At 39.1% G+C, this 24,034-nt stretch carries 19 protein-coding genes; 13 read left to right on the top strand and 6 right to left on the bottom strand.

Translation table 11 applies throughout. The annotated features are described in order from the left end of the window. Positions 1 to 5: 5 nt before the first annotated feature. A complete protein-coding gene (locus tag L2764_RS10625; protein WP_248940192.1) occupies positions 6 to 452 on the bottom strand; it encodes an Hpt domain-containing protein in 447 nt (148 codons plus the stop codon). A gap of 292 nt (positions 453 to 744) precedes the next feature. On the opposite strand from L2764_RS10625, the gene L2764_RS10620 reads away from it, so the two are divergent. After that, positions 745 to 2,262 carry an asparagine synthetase B family protein gene (locus L2764_RS10620; RefSeq protein ID WP_248940191.1) on the top strand — a complete coding sequence of 506 codons (1,518 nt, stop codon included), beginning with the start codon at positions 745 to 747 and terminating at the stop codon, positions 2,260 to 2,262. After that, positions 2,259 to 2,678 carry an FAD synthase family protein gene (locus L2764_RS10615; protein ID WP_248940190.1) on the top strand — a complete coding sequence of 140 codons (420 nt, stop codon included), beginning with the start codon at positions 2,259 to 2,261 and terminating at the stop codon, positions 2,676 to 2,678. Before L2764_RS10620 ends, L2764_RS10615 begins: the two co-directional genes overlap by 4 nt. Positions 2,679 to 2,691: 13 nt before the next feature. On the opposite strand, the gene L2764_RS10610 is transcribed toward L2764_RS10615, so the two are convergent. Then, positions 2,692 to 4,620 (bottom strand): acyltransferase family protein, encoded by a 1,929-nt coding sequence (locus L2764_RS10610; RefSeq protein ID WP_248940189.1) that lies wholly within the window; start codon positions 4,618 to 4,620, stop codon positions 2,692 to 2,694. A gap of 235 nt (positions 4,621 to 4,855) precedes the next feature. Here L2764_RS10610 and L2764_RS10605 point away from each other — a divergent pair, with 235 nt between their 5' ends. The 11 genes from L2764_RS10605 (at position 4,856) to L2764_RS10555 (ending at position 18,426) form a co-directional block, all read left to right on the top strand. After that, positions 4,856 to 6,082: a SpoIIE family protein phosphatase gene (locus L2764_RS10605; RefSeq protein WP_248940188.1), complete on the top strand. Its 1,227-nt coding sequence runs from the start codon at positions 4,856 to 4,858 to the stop codon at positions 6,080 to 6,082. Further along, complete coding sequence (locus L2764_RS10600) at positions 6,075 to 6,461, top strand: ATP-binding protein (protein ID WP_248940187.1); 387 nt, start codon at positions 6,075 to 6,077, stop codon at positions 6,459 to 6,461. The genes L2764_RS10605 and L2764_RS10600 overlap by 8 nt, the downstream gene beginning before the upstream one ends. 217 nt (positions 6,462 to 6,678) lie before the next feature. Next, a complete protein-coding gene (locus L2764_RS10595; RefSeq protein ID WP_248940186.1) occupies positions 6,679 to 7,041 on the top strand; it encodes an STAS domain-containing protein in 363 nt (120 codons plus the stop codon). A gap of 10 nt (positions 7,042 to 7,051) precedes the next feature. Beyond that, positions 7,052 to 8,332: a polysaccharide biosynthesis/export family protein gene (locus L2764_RS10590; protein WP_248940185.1), complete on the top strand. Its 1,281-nt coding sequence runs from the start codon at positions 7,052 to 7,054 to the stop codon at positions 8,330 to 8,332. Further along, a complete protein-coding gene (locus L2764_RS10585; protein ID WP_248940184.1) occupies positions 8,329 to 9,762 on the top strand; it encodes a GumC domain-containing protein in 1,434 nt (477 codons plus the stop codon). The genes L2764_RS10590 and L2764_RS10585 overlap by 4 nt, the downstream gene beginning before the upstream one ends. Beyond that, positions 9,717 to 10,994 carry an O-antigen ligase domain-containing protein gene (locus L2764_RS10580; RefSeq protein WP_248940183.1) on the top strand — a complete coding sequence of 426 codons (1,278 nt, stop codon included), beginning with the start codon at positions 9,717 to 9,719 and terminating at the stop codon, positions 10,992 to 10,994. The genes L2764_RS10585 and L2764_RS10580 overlap by 46 nt, the downstream gene beginning before the upstream one ends. A 72-nt stretch (positions 10,995 to 11,066) precedes the next feature. Continuing rightward, entirely contained in the window at positions 11,067 to 12,416 is a 1,350-nt protein-coding gene (locus L2764_RS10575) for an oligosaccharide flippase family protein (RefSeq protein ID WP_248940182.1), read from the top strand. Next, positions 12,406 to 13,431 (top strand): glycosyltransferase family 2 protein, encoded by a 1,026-nt coding sequence (locus L2764_RS10570; RefSeq protein WP_248940181.1) that lies wholly within the window; start codon positions 12,406 to 12,408, stop codon positions 13,429 to 13,431. Before L2764_RS10575 ends, L2764_RS10570 begins: the two co-directional genes overlap by 11 nt. Positions 13,432 to 13,682: 251 nt before the next feature. Next, complete coding sequence (locus tag L2764_RS10565) at positions 13,683 to 15,653, top strand: WecB/TagA/CpsF family glycosyltransferase (RefSeq protein WP_248940180.1); 1,971 nt, start codon at positions 13,683 to 13,685, stop codon at positions 15,651 to 15,653. 19 nt (positions 15,654 to 15,672) lie between these two features. Then, entirely contained in the window at positions 15,673 to 17,109 is a 1,437-nt protein-coding gene (locus tag L2764_RS10560) for a sugar phosphate nucleotidyltransferase (protein WP_248940179.1), read from the top strand. Between the two features lie 60 nt (positions 17,110 to 17,169). After that, on the top strand, positions 17,170 to 18,426 hold the full coding sequence (locus tag L2764_RS10555; RefSeq protein ID WP_248940178.1) for a CDP-glycerol glycerophosphotransferase family protein: 1,257 nt from the start codon (positions 17,170 to 17,172) through the stop codon (positions 18,424 to 18,426). A 295-nt stretch (positions 18,427 to 18,721) separates the two neighbouring features. Here the strand turns inward: L2764_RS10555 and L2764_RS10550 are convergent, their stop codons facing one another. From L2764_RS10550 to cysN, 4 genes are all read right to left on the bottom strand, one after another. Continuing rightward, a complete protein-coding gene (locus L2764_RS10550; protein WP_248940177.1) occupies positions 18,722 to 19,687 on the bottom strand; it encodes a DHH family phosphoesterase in 966 nt (321 codons plus the stop codon). 63 nt (positions 19,688 to 19,750) lie between these two features. Further along, on the bottom strand, positions 19,751 to 20,398 hold the full coding sequence (gene cysC / locus L2764_RS10545; RefSeq protein WP_248940176.1) for an adenylyl-sulfate kinase: 648 nt from the start codon (positions 20,396 to 20,398) through the stop codon (positions 19,751 to 19,753). A gap of 48 nt (positions 20,399 to 20,446) precedes the next feature. Further along, entirely contained in the window at positions 20,447 to 22,174 is a 1,728-nt protein-coding gene (locus L2764_RS10540; protein ID WP_248940175.1) for an SLC13 family permease, read from the bottom strand. 333 nt (positions 22,175 to 22,507) lie between these two features. Continuing rightward, positions 22,508 to 23,944, bottom strand: coding sequence for a sulfate adenylyltransferase subunit CysN (gene cysN / locus L2764_RS10535; protein WP_248940174.1), 1,437 nt, complete (start codon positions 23,942 to 23,944; stop codon positions 22,508 to 22,510). Positions 23,945 to 24,034: the final 90 nt, after the last annotated feature.

Here is a 24,034-nt window from a genome sequence, read left to right as displayed (position 1 = left end):
AATCATCACTTTGACATCATGAAACGTTGTTTTAAGCTCTCCTTAGAGAGTTGCCCAAACTTTTCAACTTTAAGTATATTTTCAATAACAAATGCTAAATCTTCACTTTTTGCAGCATTTTCTAGCTGTTTAACCGCTTCAAATAAAGCAGAAGCCCCAAAGCTCCCTGCACAACTTTTTAATGTATGAGCCTGAATTTCTATTTCCTTAAAATCTATATTTCGATGTTTTGAACCATCACTCTTGTCATAACCTTCACTTTCTTTGTTAATCCATAAATATATTTCATTTAAAATAGCTAGTCGTTCTTTAAGCTCGGTTAAAAAAACCTGTAACATCCTAGCCATCGATTCCTCGCCCACCAGATCAACCAATTCAGATAGAATTTTTTCATCTAAAAGAGAATCTTCATTGGCTAATATTTGTGCCGTCATGCGTTTTGAAGAGATCATTTTTCATATACTTTTGTCAATCGATACTATTAAGTCTAGCTGTTTTTGATTATTCCAATGCGATACTGAATAAAACAGTTCACTCAATCTAAGTAAATCCATCATATCAGTACTTGTTCCATCATTAGACTAACCATCACCATGGCTAAAAAATCATTATTTCCCTACACTTTAAAGTAAAGTGAGTATAATAAAAGTAACATCACATTCATTAGCAACAACTAAGCTATTTATCAAATAGTCAGTAATTAGTCGTCATCCGTGGCAACAATATGAGTATAGGCATCTCTTTATGTGTGGAATATTTGTTAGCAATGATCCTAACATTACCAATAATCAATTAGATATTATTGAAAAAACACTACGTTTTCGAGGACCAGACTGCTCCTCAGGTCTCATTCAATTTCATCAATGGCACGCTTACCATTCAAGGTTATCAATTATTGATATCAATAGTGGTATTAATCAGCCCGTATTGGATAATCATGGCGGCATGCTCATCTTTAACGGCGAGATATTAAATTATCGAGAGCTAGGTAAAAAACATTTCAATGCTAAATACGTCAGTGACACACTCTTATTAAGCGATTTAATTGCCAATTATAAATTTAATATTAATGAATTAGATGGTTTTTTTGCTTTCGTTTATATTGATCCTCAAGGAATAATGACTCACTGTGCTAGAGATAAATTTGGTGTAAAACCCTTATTTATCTACAAAAATAGTGACTACATCACCATCTCTTCAGAACCTAATACACTCAAACAATTATTTAAACTCGAAATCAACACCGCTGCAATTGAAGAATATAAAGCGGTGAGAGCACCTCTATTTTGTGGTTCCTACTTCAAAGGTGTTTCGACTCTTGCTCCTGGCGCTTGCTTTATCAATGGCCAATATTTTGATCCCATCGATTACCTCAATGGCGAATATAGAGAAGTGACTGAGTATGAGCTTAAAACCGCTATTTTAGCGGGCATTGAGTCAAGAATGGTCTCTGACGCAAAAATAGGCTTATTACTCAGTCGTGGGGTAGATAGCCACTTATTAAAAGAATTAGGCAATTTTAATCAATACTATAGCATTGGTTTTACTGGCGATGAGGATATCGAATACCTTAAATCCGAACATATTCAAAACTTGACCATTAATGAGTGTGAAAATCATGAATATAGAGATGAGTTTCATCGCTTATTAACCTTACGTGGTGAGCCCATGTCGGTTCCCAATGAAGTTTTACTGTCAAAAATAGCCCGCCGCGCGAAACAAGATGGTATGAAAGTGTTACTTTCAGGAGAAGGAGCCGATGAATTTTTTGGCGGTTATGATAGGATTTATCAATGGGCACATCATTCCCCATCATTCGATATCGACCAATTTATTGAGTTATACTGCTACACTAAACCAAATAAAAACAGTTTATTGTACCATAATTTAGTCGAGCTATTTGAACATCGTCATTTTCCAAATACCTTTGAAGCCGTTAGATGGTTCTTTATACGTTATCACCTGCCTATACTATTCCGTCGATTAGACTTCTCACTAATGGCAGCGGGTATTGAAGGTCGAGAGCCTCTAGCAAACATTCACACTTTCCACTTAGCCACAAAAATATCACCAACTGTATTAATGGGAAAACACTTAGGAAAAATGCCTTTACGTAATCTTATCGCGCCCATGAAAGGTAATGAATTTGCCTTCGAAAATAAAATTGGTTTTCCTGTCGATTTAACCGCTATTTTTAAACAAACACACCATAAACATTCTTATCAGATTTGGTTTGAAGAAAACCTAAAGGTATTAAAATGATCATTGGATATACTAGTGGGGTATATGATTTATTTCATGTGGGTCATGTTAATTTATTAAGAAATGCCAAAGCAATATGCGATAAATTAATCGTCGGGGTAACGATTGATGAATTGGTCATGTACAAAGGAAAAACGTCGGTTATTCCTTACCATGAACGTATTGAGGTGGTACGTTCTTGTAAGTATGTCGATGTTGCTATCCCTCAAAAAAATATGGATAAAGTCGCAGCAGCAAAGAAAAATCATGCACGCTATTTATTTGTTGGCGATGACTGGTATGACACCCCTAAATGGAAAGAGTATGAAACGCAATTATCCTCTGTCGACTGTATCGTCATTTATTTCCCTTATACTCAAGGCACCTCAAGTACATTAATCAATAAGACATTAGCAGACTTAAGAACAGATAAGTAAAGATAATAAAATTTCATTCTAGAATAGAAGCAAGCCAGTTGATAGTATCCACTCGCGTACCGAAAAACTCGGCTCCTTCTAAAGTGTGATGCCCATAATCATAAAAAAACTTTTGATAATTACCATTCATAGCATAGCAAAGAGAACGACCTTTATCACAAACATAATCCATTCGATCCAAAACGACTAATTGAGGATGTTGAAGCTGTAATTGAGCGAGTAAAGCATCAGATTTCTTATGTAATTGCTTTCTATCTCTATGAGTAAATTGTTCAAAGTGCTTTTCATTGATCTTCATGATATCTTTAGCCGTAATGTTGTCTTCTCCAATATGATCTAATAATAAATTAAACAAAAAATCAGCATAAGTACGTCTTCCAAACTCCTCAAACTCATAAATATTTTTCACAAAAATGATTTTTTTTCCATCTAAAATGGCTCTATCGATTAATGCATTAAATACTTTAAGATCTGCTGGTTTATATTGAGAAACATACATTAGCATATCGGATGATTGGTAATTAGGCGAAAGGTAGAAGGCCTGACGAATATCAGCAAGCTCGGTCCCAAAACGAGCAATTTGAAAACGACTTATTGCAGTAGTACTACTCATCAGTACATTAAAAATATCTTTTGAATGAGAGTTACCCACCAATAATAAACGCCGCCTAGGATCATCTAGATCAAACCACGGTGTATGATCAAATTGATTATTTGTCACATCGTATCCTTGATCATTAGTCCGTGCTTTTAACCAATCCCAAGATTGCAGTTGCGATGCCCTATTTTCCGCTTTATATCCTTTAACCATTAAATTGTCCTCGGACGAAAAACGGCCATCGACACTAAAGACAACACCTGCAGTGATAAAAGAACAGCTCATGACAATAGCGGAGGTAAATATGACTTTCTGATTAAAAACCTGTTTGTTTCTAAATGGCATTTCGACAAAGCGCCAACTTAAATAAGCCAGCATAAGAGAAATCACACACAATCCCATCATTAAACTAACTGAAGGCTCTGTAAAGCTTCTATATTTTGCAAATGCAAACAAAGGTTGATGCCACAAATAAGCGCTATAACTTATGAGCCCAATACCAACCAATACTTTTTGACTCAAAAAAGAATGAACAACGGTCCCTTTTTGTCCAAATACGATAATTAATAAGGTACCGATGGTTGGAAATAAAGTGTACAAACTGGGAAAAGGGACCGTTTCATCAAAAGCAAAAATAGCATATATGATTAAAAACACACCTATCAAGCTGAATGTATTCTTTATCTTGTTATTAAAATTTATCGTTTTATATCGATGAAAAAAGAAGGTTGCAAATACTCCCATTAATAACTCCCAACCTCGAGTGGGCAGTAAATAAAATGCCGCATTAGGTGCATTATATGCACCCCACTGCGCTGCAGCCAAACTTGCAATAAAAACAATAGCTAATAAACCTAAAATCCAACGAATACCTAAATGCCAAGTCCACATCAAAAACAAAGGAAAAAGAATATAATATTGCTCCTCAACAGCTAAACTCCAAGTATGTAGTAAAGGTTTAAGCTCTGCTGCTGTGTCGAAATAATCACTTTCGAGCCAAAATAGAATATTAGATGAAAAAGTCGATACAGCGACGATACTCTGTGCAAAATCTTGTAAATCCAATGGCATAAACCACATCCATGCAAAAGGAATACAAATCAATATGACGAAAAATAAAGCCGGTAAAATACGTCTTGCCCTACGCTCATAAAAAGTAATCAGACTGAAGCGATCTTCATCAAGCTCAGCAATAATAATGCTGGTAATTAAATAACCACTGATCACAAAGAAAACATCAACGCCAACAAAGCCGCCACTGAATATGTGAAATCCAGCGTGAAAAAGTATCACTGGAATAACAGCAACTGCCCGTAACCCATCTATTTCAGGACGATAATGCAATATACACCTACTCTAACTATATGAATGTTTGATTTACCAATCGCTTTTCTAGATATATCCACATCACTCGATTCTTCAACTCACTTATGTATAGCTTGTTATCAGTATATGAAACATTTTATCGCTTCGCGAATGCATTAAATAACACTGAAAATGGTTAAAAATAGGACTTAAAAGACAAACAATAAAAATAATTGCTATTGTTAAATAAGGTCAAATAGTTAACGGTAATAAAATGAGTTTACTCGAGGTTGTTCCGGCCTTTAAGCATATTTCTATTCTAATCGCCGAAGATTCTATGAGTCAGCGCTACATTCTCAATGAGTTACTGACATCAATGGGGCTGAATATTACCAGTAGTACTAATGGTAACGAGGCCTTCTCAAAATTCAACTCATCACCTACCGATATTGTCATTACCGATTGGAATATGCCGGGTATGTGTGGACCAGATTTATGTAAGAAATTGAAACAACATACTGATACTCCTTATATTATAATGCTAACTAGTAATATTGAAGATGAGCATAAAGTAACGGGAATAGAATCTGGCGCTGATGATTATATTGTCAAACCTTACCGAGCGAACATCTTAAAGGTTAGAATACTGGCTGCGGTTAGACTCATTAAAATGCAACGGCAGTTAAGACAAAAAAATGAACAGCTACAACAAATGCTAGAAAAAGAGCACGCCTACCTTAAACAAATCCAACAAGACTTAGACAGTGCAGCACGCCTCCAGCAAGCTCTATTGCCACACTCTCCTCACCTCAATGATGACTGGGAAATAGCCACTAAATTCCAGCCAGCAAGCGATCTAGCAGGTGATATTTTTCAATGTATGAATATTGATGATACTCATATCGGCTTTTATCTTCTTGATGTAACAGGCCATGGTGTTGCGGCCTCAATGCAAAGTTTCACTTTGGCCCAGAGGTTAGCCAGTGACCGATGTCCTTGGGGAAAACTTGATCCTTCTCTGATAGTCAATGAGCTCAATCAGGAATTCGAAGATCCCGAATCTATGGGAAGATTTGCAACCTTAATTTTAGGAATATTAAATACTAAAACCAGCCAAGTCAAAATAACCAATGCAGGCCATCCCGATGCCATCATAATTGATGATCAAAACACACAGTTTATGGGGGCAAAAAGCCAACTTCCTATTGGAATAAGTAAAGAGAATAAATATCAATCCCAAGATTTTATTTTAGATCAAAAACAAAAATTATTGGTCTACTCAGATGGCCTCTATGAATGTGTTCATCCGACTTTCGGCATGTTTGGACAAGAACGTTTATGTCAACTCTGCCGCTCAGCAAATGCTTTATCTGCCAACCTCCTGCTTAACCATATCAATCATGCTGTCACTCTCTGGCAAGGGAATTCTTTACAAGATGACATTTCAATGATGATACTTTCCCCAAAGAATCACAACCGCAATAGGAAAGATTATGTTTAACCTTCAAATTAATTTAAATAAATCCAACATCGATCAAATTCAAGTCTGTAAAGATGTCGATGACTTTTTAACATTACACGTCACCGAAAAACAAAAATTTAGAACAGTCACCTGCATTATGGAAGTGTTAGCTAATCTGATTGAACATACTGATGAAAGCCTTAATAAAGTCATTATCATTGTGCATTGTGACAGTCATGAAATCGTCATTGATATACTGGATGATGCCAACTTTACTTTGCTCAAAGCGCCCGAAGAATGCCCTGAAGCAGATGAACTATCGGGCAGAGGGTTGTGGATCCTAGAGCAATGGATGGATGAAGTCAATTTTCAACCGACAATATCGGGCACACACCTAAGATTGTCACTAAAAAGATAATAAACTGGCTAATAAATTAAATGCAAATGACTCTCTTAAAAATAAATACCTCATTATGATAAATACTAACTATATTTAAGTATTAGAAACACCTTGAATGTCATCAGCTTATTGGCACTCATCAAAAATAAATAATAAAAGTCACTATCTTTATTATTAATAACCATTTTAATCCTAAGATAGTTAAGCAGGTATGACTCTAGCGTAAGGAAGGCTCATGAAATTCACCCCATTAAAACAAGCTAATGCTTGCATTATCACCCTACCAAAAGAAATGCTGATGACCGAAACCCCCACATTAAGAGCGGCTATTCTCAAACAAATAAACTCTGGAATAACAAGGTTAATAATGGATTTACATCAAGTTGAATTTATTGATTCAAGTGGACTATCGGTACTCATTTCAGCAATGAAAAAAGCCCATCAAGAAGGCGGCGAAGTGGTTTTGCTCTCCCCTTCTGATGGTGTTAGAGCATTGATAGAGCTCACACGATTACACCAAATTTTTCACATTTATGAGAGCCAGTCGGCTGCCATTGATTATATTTGTGGTCCACTATCAGCCATTAAAGATCAATGAAAAATAGAAAATGAGTGTAATTGCTGTTAATCGAAAGACTAAAACAAATAAGATAACTCGCATTCGCTTTATCGTTATCTTGCTATTCATGCTTACGTCATGCGTCACCCCATTAACGCCTGAAATGAGTGAGATCTGTGATCCTAACTTGCAAAATGAAGACATTAATATGTTTCAATGTCATTACTACGCTGATGATATGCTCTATTTAAGAAATGCGCATTTGCAATCAACACCGAACCAATTAACTTATCGGCATGATCAGCAACGTAACTTAGCCACCAGTCACCAGCCACCTCTCCCGCAACAGCATATTTTATCGACTGGCGATCGACTCAATATCAGAATTCTTAATGGTGAAGAGTTTGCCAGTAAAGTCGAAGTCGATACCAGTGGTTATATTTTTTTACCTTATTTAGAGCCTATCTATGCTTATGGTAAAAGCATAAAACAGTTAAAAAAAGACATAAAAAATATTTTAATTGATGAACAACTAATTCATGCTAATAATATCAGGATCAGTATTAACCCCCTTCTTTGGGCCCCCATAGAAGTTACTGTTTCAGGGGCTGTATTTGAACCTGGCCAACATCAAATAAACAATCGTTCGGAGTTAGATGTGATTGATGATGCCAGTGTCCATACTGGCGATCATGCCTCCAGACGCAGTATCGCTCAAGCATTAAAATCATCAGGAGGGATCAGCCCCCATGCCGATATAAGTACTGTTACCGTCACCCGTGGCCTCCATACTTACTACTTTGATCTATCAGGTGTGATAACCGGTGCCCCGGTGCCTTATTTCCCCTTAATAAAACATGATCATGTGCATGTACCAGAACGTTATTATTTCGATGAAGATCTTGTCAGGCCTTCTCAAATCACCGTCCCCGGCATAAGAGTCTTTATCTCTAACCTTACGGTTCCCGCCACAAGTAACTCTCAATCAGCATTAGACACCCAAGCAACTCGCTTTCCCTACGGAGTACGTTTATTAGCTGCCGCCATTGCAGGTAACTGCGTCGGGGGAGCACAATCAACTAACGCCTCAAGACACGTTATATTAACCACTAGAAATCCATTAACCCAAGAAATAGATGTGATAGAGCGAGCCGTTGATACCCTCATTACTCATGCTTGGGTACCTGGCATGAATCCCGTATTATTACCCAGTGATGGGATTGCTTGTTATGACTCTCGAGTAACCAACTTTAGAGAGATTGTACGCACCCTCACCGAAATCATTATCCCTGCCACATTAGTGGAATGGATAGGAACAGAAGCCAAATGATGCATAAAAAAATGCATAAAAAAATGCAACATAAATCTCGCACTTTTCTTTGGCTAAAAAATGCAATTGTTAACGGCAGTAACATGTCGAGAAAGCAGCGACGACGGGTTTATATTCAAACGGCAAGTGCTGCTTTATTTTTTGTCTGGATAATCGTGATTACTGTCATCGCATTCACTCCCACAGCTTATGTCAGTAAATGGACGCTCATTTTACCCGGCGCCGGTGCTGGCGCTATCGTCAGTATTGAAAGTATTGGTCAAGCTAACAGTTCCTCAAATTCTCCTTATGCAAGCTCAGCAATTGATCCAAGAGAAAATTATAAGGCCATCGCCTCCAGTAATACCCTCCTCATCGCAGCAGCCAAATTATTGAATGTGCCACCAGCAGAGGTAGGAAAACCCAAATTAAAGCTTCCCAGCCAAACAGGCATAATCGAATTTAGCATCAAGGCCAAAATAGCCAAAGCAGCACAAGACAAAGCTTGGGCACACTATAATAGCTTACAAAAATTGCTCAATTTACTCAGAGAAGATGAAATCAAACAACGAGAAAATAGTATTAGAATCGGTATGGAAGGCTTTGTCAATAAAGTCGGTGAGAGTCATGACAGAATTTTAAATTTTCAAACAGAAACAGGCATGGTGTCCGCCGAACAATTTACAGAATTAGCATTAACAGTAGAAAAATTACGTCATGCCCGAGCGAATATGGAAGCAAAACTCTATGGCCTAGATGCCAGTATCAAAACACTAGAACAGCACTTATCGTTAACTACCCTACAAGCTTCTGATTTATTAAAACTTAAAAACGATCAACTCTATCGTCAGCTGCTTATTAACTATGCCCAATCTACCGCCATATTAGCAGAACTAAATGGCCATCATGGGTATCAACATCCTAAATTGATTAATCAACGCAATAAACAAGCCGCATTATTAGGAGCCATGAAAAAGCGCAGCCAAACATTAGTCGGCTATCAAGACGAGCACTTCATGCTCATGCTATCAGCCGATAACTCTGACGGTAGAGCGATTCTCATACAAGAACTATTAACGCTCACTACAGAGGCTGAGGGGCTACGTAGTGAGCTAAGCTCACTAACACAACAAATTAAAGACTGGGATCAAAAGTTAATCGACAATAACGATGAAATCGCTAAGCTCAACGATTTAAATAGAGAATACCAAGTCGCCACTGCGGTTTTCACTTCAGCACTGGCTAAAATGGATGTCGGTAAAGCCGATATATATTCAGCCTACCCTTTAGTACAACTACTTGAACCTCCGACCCTACCTTACCAACCAGACAAGCTCTACACCTTACTTGCCATCGTCGGGGGAATAGCAGCAACGCTACTTATCTTTATTGGACTCAGCCTACTATGGATCCGCAAACCTATACTCCGGAAAATTCTGACGAACGATTAGTCTGGCATAGTATTATCTGGACCTATGCTTTTTGGGTGATCGGCGCCATGTATTTTGTTGCCCCCATCATTGGCTGGGTCCTTTTTTTGAGAATGTTAAAACGAATAATGGTTGATAAGCAGAGCTTTACTTTCAGTTTCGCGAATCAATGTTGGTGTTTAGGCATGTTAGTCATGTTACTCGCACTCGTGATCGGACATTTAGATTACCAGTTAGGCATCCCTAAACTGATAAAATCCAGCATAGGGTGGGCCAAAGGTTGGGCACTCATTGCATTATTTCCCTTAATAGGTTCGCTTAATATCAGGCCCCACATAATATACCGCGCCACCTGTATTGTCTGCAAACACACCATTATTCTCATGCCATTTTTCTTTATGGCATGGATTTTAAAATTACCCGCCACGCTATACACCTCTCCACTGCGTATTTTAGGCGGTTCGGGACCCGAATACTTCACGGTCACACTCTATGAAATTGATCCTAGTAGCGGGATACCTAGATGGCGATTATTTACTCCTTGGGCCCCCGCCCTAGGCATGGTAGCTAATTTATTTTATATTTTTGCCACCCAAGAAAAAAGTAAAGCTTATCGTTGGTGTGGCTATGTAGGCAGTCTGCTGATGATCTTAATATCGCAATCCCGACTAGCCTTAGCCTGCTACCTTATTTTGATGGCCTATTTTGGTTTAATTCGTTGGTATAAATCGCCTTACCTTTACTTTATCGCCAGTCCTTTTGTACTCATTATAGGCATATTCGGTGTGCAATTCATCGAGAAGATTGAGCAAACATTAGGGGCATTCAAAGCAGCCAGAGCAGGATCCACCCGAGTCAGAAAACACTTAGGCGATATCGCAATGCAGCGTTGGTACAATGAAGCGATAACCTGGGGCCATGGTATCGTAGAAAAAGGCCCCCACTTAGTGGAATTCATGCCCATTGGTACGCATCATACTTGGTATGGACTACTCTTTGTTAAAGGCATCATCGGTGCCATTTCCCTGACGACTCCCTTTATTGTCAGCTTTATTACATTAATATGCGCCATTGCCTATTCAACTACCATCCAAGTCGCCTTTGCCTTTCTTATTCAACTATTCTTATATACATTCGGCGAAAATTTAGAAACTTTAGCCTACCTTTATTGGCCCGGCCTGATTATTTTGGGTATTGCCCATAAAGAAATTGCAGAAAAAAACCAAGATGATAAATCAAAATCGAGGAAGTAACACATAGAATGCTTATCCATTATAAACGTCTTCACATTCAGCTTAATAAGCTAGTCAATTTGAGGTAAAGGAATGCCTAAATTTTTTAAATGGCCTATATCTTTCCAATCACGTAGTCATAACATACTTGGAAAAAGCTTATTTTGGCTAGGTTCTGCGCAGATAATGGGACGCGTTGTTAGGCTGATGTCGAGCATCATCATCGCTCGATTATTAACACCTGAAAATTTTGGTCAAATCGCCATCATTTTAACCAGTTTTGAATTAATTTGTACCCCTCTTCGGCGTCTCACAACAGCAGCTTTAATCAAACTAAGTGAAACTGACTTTATTAAGGCTTTACCAAACGCAAATAAAATTAACTGGGCATCAAGCATTACCGCTTTTTTAGTCATGAGCTTATTGAGCTTCCTACTCGCTTATTATTATCAGAGTAATCACTTCATTTTACCCATGCTGTTAATGGCAATAAGTTACTTAATTCTTCCCTTCGGCATGCTACATGTTGCGTTGAATTTACGTCAAAACCGCATGCGTATCGTCGGTAGAGCCGTGTTATGGCAAACCGTCATTGATGGGTTATTGACAACAATATTAGCGTTAATCGGACTCGGAATTTGGGCCATTATCATCCCCAAGGTCATCGTCACCTTTGTGTGGTTATGGATCCATCGATATCAAAACCCTCTTCCTTCTCAGACACCAATACACACCCCAAATTTATCTCCTGCTTTACCTGTAACACACAAAACCGAACAAAAAACAGCTTATTCTACCAAAGCCATTCTTAAATTTGGGATCCCCGTAGGACTCAGCGATATCACTCTCGCTTTTAGACAAAATGTTGATTACTTATTAGTAGGCTACTTCTTAGGGGTCGAAGCCTTAGGCATTTATTTTTTCGCATTCAATGCCAGTTTAGGGATCAGCCTAGGGATTATTCAAAGTTATGGTACCGCCCTCTATTCTCACCTCTGTCAGCCAAGTCAAGAAACACTACAACAAAAATTTCGCCTCTCACTAAAATTTATCATGATGCTAACAGTACCCATCATTGTCCTACAAACATCACTCGCACCTTGGTATCTTCCCCTCGTATACGGCGAAAAATGGCTAACGGCTGGCGCATTGCCTATCTTTATCATGCTGTGTTTAAGCGGGCTTGTCAGACCACTTGGGGAAGCGGTCAGTCAATTTTTACTTAGTAACAATCAAGCACCCTTAAACCTAAAAGCCAATATTGTATTAACCTTATTACTGGTGGTATGCATCAGCGTTGCCAGCTTATGGGGATTACAAGCCATAGCCCTAGCCAGTCTGATATGCTATTTCATTACATTACCCTCTTTCACTTATTTTCTTATTAGACAACAAGATAAAAAAATAAGCAAAATGGGAAAGGAGCTCCCAAATGATGCCTAAAATATCAGTCATTATGCCTGTTTATAACGTTGAAAAATTTGTCACTCAGGCCATAAATGCTGTGCTAACCCAAAGTTTTACAGACTTTGAACTCATCATCATCAATGATTGTTCAACCGATAATAGTCTCCAATTATGTCAAAAATTTACCGATAAACGCATTGTTATTGTCAATCATGAATGCAACAAAGGCCTTGCCGCCGCAAGAAATACGGGGATTCGTCATGCTAAAGGGAAATACCTCGCTTTTCTTGACTCTGATGATGCCTGGCACCAAGACAAACTACAGTCCCATGTGACACACCTTGACAATAATGATGATATTGGTATTAGTTTTTCTCGATCCGCTTTTATGGATTATGAGGGGCATATCCTCAATATTTATCAAATGCCACAATTAATCGATATCGATGCTGCACATTTATTATGCCGTAATCCCGTCGGTAACGGCTCCGCGCCCGTCGTCAGAAAAATCACGTTTGATGATATTGCCTTCATATCAGCCACTGAAAGCCCTGATCAATGGTGTTATTTTGATGAAAGCTTCAGACAATCAGAAGATATTGAATGTTGGCTCAGGATCGTTGCAACGACTCAGTGGCAAATAGAAGGCCTTTCAGCCCCTCTCACTTATTATCGTTTAAATCATCAGGGGTTATCATCCAATTTTAAGAAACAACTCGCTTCATGGGAAAAAATGATCGATAAAGCAAGGCTATTTGCACCTGAATTACTCAAAGATGTTGAACATAAAGCCAGAGCTTATCAACTCCGATACTTAGCCCGTCAAGCAATACGCAACGACGATGGTAAAACCGCTGTCCGTCTTGTCAATCAGGCCTTATATCTTGCCCCTTCAATTTTAAAAAACGAAACAGGCAGAACACTTGCAACTCTAATGGCGGCCTACATGCTTTACTGCCTTCCACTTTCGGTTTACAAATACTGTGAAAAATTAGGCCACTATGTGATTGGAAACCTTCAAAAGCTCAAAATAAAACGTGATGAAGCATAAAATTCACAAAATTTTTATTTATAGTAAACAGATTATATATTTTCAAAGTCATATAATCCTCCTCATATCGTCCCACTTTCTCTTTTCTTCCGTGAAAAGTAAAATTGCAAAGTGCAGTGCAAAACGCAAAAGTAAGTAACTTAAATAACGATAAAAACAGAAAACAACAGATAAACAAAAAGTTAAATATTGGCACACCCTATGCATATCATCTGTTAAACCATTGGATGAGATCCTATGCAGGAGTTAATATGGTAATAACAAATACGATCCCCAAACGAGTCATTTATGTCAGTCGTATGATTGATATCATCATGGCGATAGTCTTAATCGCATTCACCATGCCACTTTTTATTGCTCTATGGATAAAAATAACATGGCAATACGGTAAATGTATTGAGCACGTACATATTTATGGAATCAATAACAAAATTATTTCACTGTATCAATTTACTGGAAATAGTCGATTCAAGCAAATACCCCAATTACTTAACCTGTTAATCGGCGACATTAGTGTTCTGGGTGATAGAATCTATTTTAATTTCGAACCCGCGCCAAATCTCATCATAAAATCGGGTCTGATGTCGTTTTACAGTATAAATGAAATCATGGGAATAAATTTCGAAGCCAAAAATAAAACCATGGAGCAAGCTTGTAAAAGTGTGACGGCTTATTGTTGCGCCCTGATGAGATCATGCTCTATTTACCTATTATTAATGTTCATGACTAATAATCCAAAACAAGCAGTCCCAAAAATATCACTGTTTGGCATCGATTTAATTAATATCAAAATGCAAGAGTTAATAAACAGAATTATTACATTCGCTAAAGAACCAACAAAAACAGTACACCAACTCGCTTTCGTTAACGCAGATTGTTTTAACATCAGCATCCATAACCCTCATTACAGACAATGTCTACAAGAATGCCAACAGGTGTATGCTGACGGTATCGGTGTGCGCATTACCACTATGTGGAAAGGCGTTGCGTTACAAGATAATTTAAACGGCACCGACATGTTCCCTCATTTATGTGAACAGTTAGCGGCACAAAAATTACCCCTTTTCTTACTGGGAGGGACATCGGGTGTCGCCAACGATGCCGCAATAAATATGCAAAAACAATATCCTAATTTAATCATTGCAGGTACCCAAGATGGTTTTTACCACCAAGAGAACAGCGCAACACATGATGAAATAATAAATAAAATCAATCAATCTGGTGCTGCAGTATTATTAGTCGCGATGGGAGTACCGACACAAGAATTATGGATCCAAAAATTTCAGTCACAGCTTAATGTGGGTGTCGCTATTGGTGTGGGGGGACTCTTTGACTTTTATTCGGAAAGCATCAAACGTGCACCTTTATGGGTTAGACAACTAGGAATGGAGTGGGTTTATCGATTAATACAAGAACCTAAACGCATGTGGAAACGCTATATTATCGGTAATCCCCTCTTTTTAGTCAGAGCTTGGAAAGAACTATCTCTCATCCGTCATGGTCAACAGTTTATAAATAACAAAGCCCAAAGAACCTTACTAAAACAAGAACAATCCATCATTGACTTTGATTTTAACCCTAAAAAAGCTCAAGCACGTCGATTGCGTCACCAAACCGTCCAACAGTTAAATAGACTAAACAAGCGTACATTAGATATTATCGTTTCCTCTACAGCATTAATATTATTCAGCCCTGTATTCGTCATTATTGCTTTGCTTATTCGCCTCGAATCTCCCGGAAAAGTACTTTTCTCACAGCAAAGGGCGGGTAAAGACAACCAACCTTTTATTTTATGGAAGTTCCGTTCTATGTATCAAGACGCTGATGAACGATTAAAAACCTTAAACAATGAAATACAAGGCGGAGTGATCTTTAAAATGAAACAAGATCCTCGCATCACCTTCATTGGTAAAATTATTCGAAAAACATCTATTGATGAACTTCCTCAACTGTGGAATGTCCTCAAAGGAGAAATGTCCATTGTTGGTCCAAGACCAGCATTACCTTCAGAAGTTGAACGATATAACCTTAGACATAGAACTAGGCTCAGTATCAAACCAGGGATCACCTGTATTTGGCAAGTCTCTGGCCGCTCCCATATTCCCTTTGAACGACAAGTCGATCTCGATACCGATTATATCTATAAACAATCTTTACTCGCTGATTTATGGTTGATGATAAAAACCATACCAGCCGTTATATTTTCACGTGGAGCTTACTAGTCAATACGGAGATTACATTATGAAAGCCATTATTTTTGCAAACCGTCATGGTAACGAAATTGCTCCTCTTAATGAATACTATTGTCCAGCACTATTGCCTATCGGTAATAAAGCGGTTATTGACTATACATTAGAAGATTTATTCGATAGTGATATCACTGATATCAAACTTGTCATTTCAGATCATGCCAGCCAAATTGAGTCCCACGTCAAAAATGGGGCCAAATGGGGCCTCAACATCGACTACTTTCTCAGTCACTCTCAAGAATCAACACAAACTGTACTTCAAAAACTCTCTATCAATATGAATGAGCCCTTATTGTTAATACGCGGAGATATATTAAGAAGCCCATGTATTAAAAAATTTATTCATTTTAGTCAAAACGTCCCTGAAGCCTTCGTGCAAGCTAAAATGAATAATAAAAAAGCGGGACTATTATTGCTTCCTCCCGCCAAGCATTTTATCGGCCATATTAACTGGCCTTTTTCAAATAATAATGAACAAATCGAAGATAATATCTATCAAACAGCGCAAACAACAGTCACTCAAATATTACATGGTCAATGTTATATGCTAGATAGCTTTCACTCTATTATGCAAGCCAATTTGGATATCGCTAATTTACGGGTAGCCAATATAATACCAACAGGAAGAAAACACGCCACGAGTAGTCCATCTAAAAAAGAATTTTATGTCGGTGCTAAAACAGATATAAGCTTGATACACACTCAAAATTCCAATGGTATCATAGGCTCATCAACATTAATTGATAACACGACCAAACTCAAAGACAGTATTGTGATCGGCACTAACTGTCTTATAGAGCCTCAATGTCAAATAGAAAACAGTCTTATTTTCCCAAATACATATGTAGGTAAAGGTTTAAAAATAAAAGACACTATCATATGCCAAGATCTGCTTATTTCACCAAAGAATAATACTTATATCCGTATTGACGATCCCGTTTTAATTACCCTCAATACAACTCAACAACAAAATAACAAAATCCCCTACAAGACTCGATTAATCGCCTTATTGCTTTTATTGATAACAGGATCAGTATCTCCTTTATTATTCTGTTTATCGCTATTTACAGCTCAGAAAAAAACCTTTATTCGCCAATCAATCATCGATAATGAGGGTCATAAACTTCACAGCTGGAAATGGTCGCTTGATTCGCCCTTACTTTCGAGGCTCCCCCAACTCATGCATGTTATCAGTGGAAAGCTAGATCTCTTTGGTCATGATCCAAAGTCCACAATTGAAGAATTTAAAGTAAATCACCAACATAATTTAAAATATGGCTTATTTGGCCCGGTACAATTATTTGTTTCTCCTGATGCACCTGAAGAGGAAAAAGACTTAATTGAAAATACGTTTAAACAAACACAAGGAAGAAAGAAATACTTATCATTAATTTGGCGTTCTATGATTAACTCCCCACAAATTTATTAAACCGACTATATTCAAAGATAATAAGATACTAACGTTAAAAACAGGGAATTTAAAAACGATATGATTTACAGAGTATTAAAAGGAGTTGGTACAAAAATCATCTATGGGTTGGCAAACCTATCACCAAGGGATCATCAAAAAGCAATATTAGGCAGTTATAAAAACCGATTATGTGATAATACAAAATATTTATACCTCCATTGGCAACAAACACAATTTATTAGGAGCATCTGGATCAGTGGCAATAGAGAGTTAATTAACACACTCAATAAGCAAGGCATGGAAGCTTATTATCGCTGGTCATTATTAGGGATCTATCACGCTCTTACTGCAAAATTTTTTTTCTATAATAGCTATATAGGTGATATCAATCAATACTTCGCCAACGGTGCAATTAAAATAAACCTTTGGCATGGCTCACCCATGAAAAAAATTGAATTTGATATTATTAATGGTCCATTATCAAAAGTCTTCCTTCCGCAGGATAATCAATCACCACGATTTCATTCTGTATTGCACCACCAGCAATACATTAGACCGGACTTAATGCTCAGTCCCAGCCCATTAACAGACAATATTTTCAGTAGTGCTTTTCGACTATCACATCAAGCACTGTTACGTAGCGGTAACCCGAGAACCGATTTTCACGCTCGATACCCAGAACAAAAAAAATCAAAGCAAGCCATTTTCAATATGATAGATATCGCCTTTACATCCAAAAGTCAGATCATCCTTTACACACCTTCATGGCGAGATAATCACACAAATATAAATCCTTACCAACAAGCATTTCATTGGCGAACATTGTCAAAACATTTGCTTAAAACCCAATCAATCTTCCTCCTTAGGCTACACCCTAATGAAGCACATTTAGCTCAAAAATTTGAAAATCATTCGAATGTAATCGATATTTCACAGTGGGAAGATGTCTACCCTATTTTGCATAGCGTGGATTTATTAATTACTGATTATTCATCATTATTCATTGATGCACTCCAATACCAAACTCCTATTATTTTTTATCGATTCGATAAAGAAGAGTATCAAGAGCAATGTCGAAATAATTATGATTATGTTGAAGCATTATCTGAAGTGGGTCCTGAGTACCACACTTTTGATGAGCTACTCAGCGCCATAGAACAAGGAGGGGAAGAAGTCAGCCATACAGAACAAAACGCATTTATCTGTTGTGAGCCCTATAAAGAAGCTTATCAAGAAGCCTATTTGCATTTTTGGGAACCCAATAATAAAGATGCCTTTACCCACATAGAAGAATTTATCATCCGCTCCCAACCCTCTTTAATCAAAACGCCTTAAAAAGACTCAAACGCTAGATCTCAGCAATAAGCGACACACGTTTACCTGTTAAAAATTCATATGGACTCGTGAAGTTTCACGCCTTTCGAGGCCTCATATTAATCAAAAATTCAGCTGCATTATTTCATTAATCAATAATTCAGCTAAAAATCACATCGCTTATCCAATTTTAATTGATAAAATCTTAACTTGCCTGATTAAAAAAATAAGCGTGCATTTTAAATTAAAGACAGAAAAAATAACCTTAATAAATAAATAGTTAAAGCGGATAAATGGACAACTTAAGGACACGCACCTAACTGAAGTAATACTTTTCCGTTACATTGATTAATGCCTCAATAGCATCCACAGGGAGGACATTAATCCCCGCTGCGGCCTCACGGCCCCCACCTGTAGCAAACTGACTGCATACTGCCACTGCGCCTTGTTTATTATTGAGCGGAGCCCGCAAAGACACCATCACATCATCGACAGATTGCTCTGTGAGGACAAGATGTGCCTTATCGGGGGCACTGTTGGCTAAATGATTACCAAACACCCCACTGATCCGACTCGCCCACGCCTGTGCTGGCAATCGATATAAGGCTACAGACTCACTGACATACTCAGGCTTAAGCGCTAATGCCTTATCAAAATCAGCATCGAACGCCACCTTTAATTGGTAGTACAAAGACGCTTTATCATCGAATAATAAAAACGGATCAGGAAAGTGTAACAACTGCTCAAATAACGCTTTTGGGTGAAAATGTAAATCCTCAACACACGCGCCATAACCATTATAATTAATCAACGTCCCCAGATCTTTTAACTGCTGTGTTTGCTCATGACTTAATCCAGCCACACTTGCTAGTCCATCGGCGACGGTTATCAAGTTATCACCGTACGCAGCCGCAATCGCCCAAGTATGATAACGTCCAGCCAATAGTTTATCGATGATCAGCCCAGTGCAAATATTCGCATCGAGATCAATATGGGCCGCTAAATGAGTATGGCGGGGAATATGCCCACTTTGATGATGATCCGCATAAAAAACCTTCGCCCCTTTATTAAGCACTGTGTGTAAACCCTGCTGGTTTTTTTGCATCGAAATATCCAGCACAGTGACTTCATCATGGGCATTAATCACATCACACATTTGATTAAGCAGATCAATATTCCGCTTCACCCCCGTGATCAACTCACTTTGTTGAGGATAAGCCAACCTTAATTGCAGTAATGAAATAATCCCATCAGCATCGCCATTAAAAATATCGTAGTTCATAATACACTCATTACTTTAATTATTTTCTATTAGCCTTATCATTCTCCATCGCTGAGTCTCACCTTAATTTTGGCGACTGATAATCCCTTGTTCCAATAAATAGTCCACCACTAGCTGAGCGCAAGATTCAATGCTCTTACCTGCCGTTTCGACTCGGAGCTCAGGCGATACTGGCACCTCATAAGCCGAGTCTATCCCCGTAAACTGCTTAATTTCCCCATTGCGAGCTTTTTTATACAGTCCTTTTGGGTCGCGCTGCTCACACACATCAAGCGGGGTATCAATGAAGACCTCAATAAATTGCGTTGCTTGATTTAAACTACGCACCAGTTCTCTATCCGCCCTAAAAGGTGAAATAAAGGCTGTGAGCACCAGCATGCCCGCATCAACAAACAGTTTTGACACTTCACCAATTCGGCGAATATTTTCCACCCGATCACGATCAGAAAAGCTCAAATCACCATTGAGTCCATGACGTACATTATCACCATCAAGCACATAGGTATGACATGCTAACTGATGTAACAATCTATCGACCGCATTGGCCATTGTCGATTTACCCGAGCCGCTTAAGCCGGTAAACCATAACACCGCAGGTTTGTGACCATTTAAACCCATTCGCTCTTCATGACTCACGCTGGCTTGATGCCAAACCACATTGGCTGATTTTTCGTTATCAACATCTCTGTTGATATAAGGTGACTTAGACATTTCACTTCCTATCCATTTATCTTACTTATTGACTTACGTTCTCGGCCATTAAAACGGGAAAAATACTGGCACCGCACTCAGTACAATAACACCATAGGTCACACTCACCGCGGCGCCCACTTTAAAGAAATCGGTCAGTTTGTATTGACCCGCATTAAACACCATCAAATTCGTTTGGTAACCATAAGGGCTCATAAAACTGCCACTGGCTGCAAAGGCCACTGTCATCACAAAGGGCATCACATCCACCCCCAATCCCAACGCAATACTATAAGCAATGGGAAACATCAACGCGGCGGCCGCATTGTTGGTCACCAGCTCTGTCATCAACCACGTCGCGACATAAACGGCTATCAAGGCCAGATACACATCATTCTTATCCGAGCTAGCATTAATCCAATGACTCAATACCGAGACCACATCTGAATTAACTAAGGCATGAGACAATAAAATCGCCGTCGAGACCACCAGCCAAATATCAATCGGAAAGCGGCGCATGATTTCATTCACCGTGATACACCCAGTAAAAATCAGTATACCGAGTAACAATAACATTGACTGCATCATGTCGAGCAAACCTGTGGCCGCGAGCCCCACACCGAGTAAGAAGCCTCCTATCGCTAACCACGCTTTCCAACCATTCAGTCTCATTTCTGGCTCAACACCGCTGAGGACAATAAAGTTCTTACTGATGTTACGCCGACTCGGGTAATCTTCCCCCACCGCTAACACTAAAAAATCGCCGCTGCGAATAAGCACCTCTCCAAGTTTACCGGATATTTGCTCTCCATCACGGCGAATGGCGACCACAGCCGCATCAAATAAGGCGCGAAAGCCTGCCGATTTGAGGCTATTACCCACCAATACACTTTCAGGTCTCACGACCACTTCGGTTAAATTTCGATCCAGTAAACCATTCTCGTGAGCAAAAGATTCAAGTCCGGTAAATTGATCTAACTGTCTGACCTTAGCCACATCACCAGAGAAAATCAGTTTATCATTAATCTCAATGACTTCTGTTGGCGCCACAGGGCTAATCAATCGACCTTCACGCACCACTTCCACCAAGAATAACGATTCAAGATGACGTAAGCCGTTTGCTTCGACGCTGCGACCAATCAGTTCTGAACCTAATTTGACTTTAGCATCAATAAAATAGCCTTTAGAACCACTGTCTTCAACGCTGATTTCAGGCAACCAGCGACTCGCCAAACGCAATACAATGCCGCAGCCCACCACGAGTAACGCGCCCACTGCAGTAAAAGAAAAGAAGCTCAGCCCATGGCCTTCGGCTTCAATAAAAAGGCTATTAACGATTAAATTGGTTGAGGTGCCAATCAAGGTCAAGGTTCCGCCTAAAATGGCCGCATAAGATAAAGGTAATAACAGTTTACTGGCAAAATGATGTGGATTATTACGAATAGGCGATAACAAGGTGGCCACCACCGCCGTATTATTAAGCAGCGCCGAGCAAGCGGCCGTGATCCCAAATAGCCTGAACCAAGTCGATTGATAGCTACTGACGATCATTTTTGAGGCGATCACTCTGAGTAAACGCGTTTTTTCCAATGCAAATGAACACAACACCAACAGCACTAAGGTCACCAGCCCAGGATTGACCATACTCGATAATAATTGTGCTCGTGATACCAAGCCTAATGCAACTAGCGACATTAACGTCACACCAAACACCGCCGCTGGACGTTGCTGGAAAGTGACCAGTCCAACAATGGTGCCAACGAAAATACCTAAGGTTAAATAAGCATCAATAGACATAAGACCCCAGATGAATAAAACTGAATGGATTGCGACTATTTTATCGGTGCGGCTTTATTGAAAGTCTGTTTATCTAAAGCCGTTTCGATAGTGAAAGACTCGCTGATAAGGACACTTGAAAGCGCAGATAAACACACTTAAAAACGCTCAGATAAAACATACAATAAACAATCGTCATAACGCCTAAACGCCCCATAAACAAACAGGCGACCAATAAAAAATCCCGCCATCAAAATAGATAACCTAATTAAGATGAACGCTCAAATTAAGATAAGCATGGATCGCTGAGCAGACTCGGCCGCGATCCACTTTATCTATCACACTGACATCATATTAAGAGCGAGTGATATCTTTAGCATCCCAATGAGGGAAGTGTTTGCGCACTAACGCATTCATTTCTAATTCAAACTCTGAATAAGCATGCGGCGCTTTAGCACTGTTTGGTGTATTAGCTTGCACATTGGCTGAAACCGCATCACGGATCATACCCGCGCCCACCGTCACATTTGTTAAGCGATCAATAATGATAAACGCGCCCGTTGAGCGGTTATCACCATAAGCATCAAATTGCAGTGGTGCGGTGGTTTCAAAACGGCAACGACCTATTTCATTTAAGCCTAATTGCTGCGCATCCAATTTATCGAGAGTATTAACGTCCACTTTATATTGAATCGTCTCAGCAAATCCATAAACAGAATGACTGCCCGCCTTAATCAAATATTCTCTATCAAAGTGTAGCGGCTCCTCGGTCATCCACACCACATCGGCATCAAAATGCGCACTCGAATGCGGTAAGTCATGAGGCCGCACCAGCATATCGCCGCGGCTAATATCAATCTCATCTTCCAAAGTCAGCGTGACGGCCTCACCAGCTTGGGCTTTTTCTAAATCGCCATCAAAGGTGACGATCGATTTGACCTTACTGCTTTTTCCTGACGGTAAAGCGACAATCGTGTCGCCGACACGGATATCACCCGAGGCTAGCGTGCCGCAAAAACCACGAAAATCAAGATTAGGCCGATTCACATATTGCACTTGAAAACGAAACGATTGATTCGCATCATGATTAACCGACACAGTATTGAGGAGTTTCAGCAATGAAGAGCCTGGGTACCAAGGCATGTTGGCACTTTCATTGACCACATTGTCGCCTTTTAATGCTGACATCGGCACAAAGCGCACATCACAAAAATCCAAATCGTCCGCAAATTCTCGGTATTCTTTTTTAATTTGCTGATAGACACTTTGGTCATAGTCCACCGCGTCCATCTTATTGACCGCAACAACGACATGTTTAATGCCTAATAAAGAGCAAATAAAACTGTGACGACGGGTCTGTACTTGGATGCCATGACGCGCATCGATCAAAATAATGGCTAAATCACAAGTGGATGCTCCAGTCGCCATATTACGAGTGTATTGCTCATGACCCGGCGTATCGGCAATAATAAATTTACGTTGCTCAGTAGCAAAATAGCGATATGCAACATCAATGGTGATCCCTTGCTCTCGCTCAGATTGCAAACCATCCACCAGTAGAGCCAAATCAAATGACTCATCCGTGGTATTAAACCGTTTGGAATCTTTCACGATAGCGGCCATTTGATCTTCAAAAATCATTTTACTATCAAAAAGTAAACGGCCAATTAATGTAGATTTCCCATCATCGACACTGCCACAGGTTAAAATGCGCAGCATGTCTTTATTTTCATGGACTTTCAAATACGCTTCAATATCGGAAGCGATCAGTGAGGTACTATTATCAGACATCTGTTAATCCTTCGTGCTTCAATCTCGAGTCACGCATTTGTGCTCAAAACGGTAAAAATGCAAATCTTTCTTTTCCCTCACATAAAGCTC

Source organism: Shewanella surugensis (genome assembly GCF_023284005.1).
Classification (GTDB): domain Bacteria; phylum Pseudomonadota; class Gammaproteobacteria; order Enterobacterales; family Shewanellaceae; genus Shewanella; species Shewanella surugensis.
The sequence above is the reverse complement of the archived record's forward strand: the minus strand, read 5'-3'. Positions and strand labels throughout refer to the sequence as shown.

Bases quoted from the DNA above. Each gene is read 5' to 3' on its own strand.
- L2764_RS10625 (WP_248940192.1), bottom strand. From the start codon at position 452: ATGATCTCTTCAAAACGCATGACGGCACAAATATTAGCCAATGAAGAT.
- L2764_RS10620 (WP_248940191.1), top strand. From the start codon at position 745: ATGTGTGGAATATTTGTTAGCAATGATCCTAACATTACCAATAATCAA.
- L2764_RS10615 (WP_248940190.1), top strand. From the start codon at position 2,259: ATGATCATTGGATATACTAGTGGGGTATATGATTTATTTCATGTGGGT.
- L2764_RS10605 (WP_248940188.1), top strand. From the start codon at position 4,856: ATGAGTTTACTCGAGGTTGTTCCGGCCTTTAAGCATATTTCTATTCTA.
- L2764_RS10600 (WP_248940187.1), top strand. From the start codon at position 6,075: ATGTTTAACCTTCAAATTAATTTAAATAAATCCAACATCGATCAAATT.
- L2764_RS10595 (WP_248940186.1), top strand. From the start codon at position 6,679: ATGAAATTCACCCCATTAAAACAAGCTAATGCTTGCATTATCACCCTA.
- L2764_RS10590 (WP_248940185.1), top strand. From the start codon at position 7,052: ATGAGTGTAATTGCTGTTAATCGAAAGACTAAAACAAATAAGATAACT.
- L2764_RS10585 (WP_248940184.1), top strand. From the start codon at position 8,329: ATGATGCATAAAAAAATGCATAAAAAAATGCAACATAAATCTCGCACT.
- L2764_RS10580 (WP_248940183.1), top strand. From the start codon at position 9,717: ATGGATCCGCAAACCTATACTCCGGAAAATTCTGACGAACGATTAGTC.
- L2764_RS10575 (WP_248940182.1), top strand. From the start codon at position 11,067: ATGCCTAAATTTTTTAAATGGCCTATATCTTTCCAATCACGTAGTCAT.
- L2764_RS10570 (WP_248940181.1), top strand. From the start codon at position 12,406: ATGATGCCTAAAATATCAGTCATTATGCCTGTTTATAACGTTGAAAAA.
- L2764_RS10565 (WP_248940180.1), top strand. From the start codon at position 13,683: ATGGTAATAACAAATACGATCCCCAAACGAGTCATTTATGTCAGTCGT.
- L2764_RS10560 (WP_248940179.1), top strand. From the start codon at position 15,673: ATGAAAGCCATTATTTTTGCAAACCGTCATGGTAACGAAATTGCTCCT.
- L2764_RS10555 (WP_248940178.1), top strand. From the start codon at position 17,170: ATGATTTACAGAGTATTAAAAGGAGTTGGTACAAAAATCATCTATGGG.
- L2764_RS10550 (WP_248940177.1), bottom strand. From the start codon at position 19,687: ATGAACTACGATATTTTTAATGGCGATGCTGATGGGATTATTTCATTA.
- cysC (WP_248940176.1), bottom strand. From the start codon at position 20,398: ATGTCTAAGTCACCTTATATCAACAGAGATGTTGATAACGAAAAATCA.
- L2764_RS10540 (WP_248940175.1), bottom strand. From the start codon at position 22,174: ATGTCTATTGATGCTTATTTAACCTTAGGTATTTTCGTTGGCACCATT.
- cysN (WP_248940174.1), bottom strand. From the start codon at position 23,944: ATGTCTGATAATAGTACCTCACTGATCGCTTCCGATATTGAAGCGTAT.